At 66.6% G+C, this 2021-nt stretch carries 1 pseudogene; it reads left to right on the top strand.

Annotation, left to right across the window (positions count from 1 at the left end):
* Positions 1-827: 827 nt before the first annotated feature.
* Positions 828-1257, top strand: a pseudogene (locus ACWD6N_RS37680) (DDE-type integrase/transposase/recombinase); the annotation flags it as partial.
* Positions 1258-2021 lie beyond the last annotated feature (764 nt).

Below are 2021 nucleotides of genomic sequence, written 5' to 3'. Positions count from 1 at the left end.
TGATGCGATGTCACAGGGGTGGATCTCCTCGCACGCCCTCACGGGTCAGAGTTTCAGCAGCTCAAGCCGCCTTCTCCAAGGTTGCCACAGAGGGATCAGCGCTGCGCTTGTGCTCGGATTCCTCGCCGGGCTGCTCGCATTCAAGCGCTCGCTGCAATGGTGCCGCACCTGCGGTGCATCCCTAAGCTGCCCGGAATGCACCCGGCCGCTACGCACAGAGTCGGCCAAGCAGATCGCGATGCGCGAACCGGGAAATCTACGTCCATAACCCGTCGGGCGATTCCGCGTCCGGTCGACGCCCGCGTGCAAACGGCCAGCCAAGTTCGGCCTCGAAAGCGCTGCCAGGAGCCGGAAGCATGAAATCACCAGCAGGAGGAGCGCAACGTGACCTTCTTCGAGGAGACCCGCCGGCGGCAATCAGAGACGACGTCGGCCGAGCAGATTGTCTCCTACACCGTGGCCCTGGAGCGTAGACACCGATCGGTGTGGTCACGGAGGAAGGTCAGGTCAGTCGGCCTCTGCGGCGGTGGACGGCCCTGCCGGTCGAGACACCGCATACCGAGGAGACGAGGGCACTGGCCCAGTGAGGCGTCATGACCACGCACGGACCGGTTCTGCCGATCTGGACCTGCGCCGGGTGCGGTGCCCCATGGCCCTGCCGCACACGACGCCACGAGCTGCGAGCCGAGTTCGAAAGCGCTCCCATCTCCCTCGCCCTGTATATGGGCTCCTGCATGGTTGCTGCGAGCCAGGACATGGGCTGGGCTCCCGCTGGTCTACTCCATCGCCGGTTCCTGGGGTGGCTGCGATGACCGCATCCCGCTCTAGGTGTGTGGCGTTACGTGTACTGAACGGTTGACCAGTACGGCCAGGTCTACGACGTGCTCATCTCGGCCCGCCGCGACGCCGATGCGGCACGCCGGTTCTTCCGCCGGGCGCTGTCGACGTTGAAGGTGACACCGAGCGAGGTCGTCACCGACGCCGCGCCGTTCTACCCAGAGTGCTCGACGAGCTGATCCCGCAGGCGTGGCACCACGTCGAACGGTACGGAACAATCCAATCGAGGCCGACCACAGCCAGCTCAAACACCGGTTGAGACCGATGCGCGGACTACGAACCGACAGGACAACGCAGGTGATCATCGCTGGACACGCCTTCATGCAGAACCTACGACGTGGCCACTACGAACTCGCCGTCGATGCCCCGCCGGCAACGCGGGTGTCGACGGCATTTGCTGAGCTCGCCCAGGCGATCTGACCTCGGCCCCCACCCGGGTACAACGCGTTCATCGATCCGGCAACCAACAGGACCGGCTGGGGTCGGGGTCACACACATGGCGGCGGGTGGCGGTGATGGCGGCGATGGGTTTGCCGCGGTCGGTGTGTTGGTGGTCGGACAGTAGGCCGGCGACGGCGCGGATGGTGGTGTCGAGGCTGTCGCGGCGGCCGAGGTGGCGGGTCAGGCTGCGCCAGGCGTGCTCGACGCGCACCCGGCGGCGGGCGTGCTCGCTGGGCTTGGCGTAGTTCGGCGATGCCGGGCAGATGTTCCAGGGCGGTTGCGGTAGGCCATCCCGTCTGCCATCGACCCGGGCAAGCCGAGCAGACCACCGCCCGACCCGCCATCGTCCGAACCTGTGTCAAGGTCCGCTTGACGTGGCGGGTCGGGCGGCGGCCCGCTCCCAAGCAGGGCGGGTCGACGGCAGACAGTGAGGATGGTGGGGTGGGTCGCCGGGCTGGTCTGACTCACCGGCAGACCGACGGTTGCTGTCCTCATCCCGATTCGTCGGCCAGCTCGGTGGCCCCGACAGCTGCATGTCACCGGCCAGGCGTCGTGACCTGATAGGAGCCTGTGCGAGAGGCGCCCACCACTGTGTTGTCCGCATCGCCTAACCGGTGACGTGTCCACGAATCTCGACGCAGACGAGAAAGGCGGACCTCACCAGCATGACAGCCAAGAAGCGAACTCTCATCGGTGGTGTCGACACCCACCGCGACACCCACCACGCCGCCGTCATCGACAGC

This window comes from Micromonospora sp. NPDC005163 (assembly GCF_053599835.1).
The sequence above is the reverse complement of the archived record's forward strand: the minus strand, read 5'-3'. Positions and strand labels throughout refer to the sequence as shown.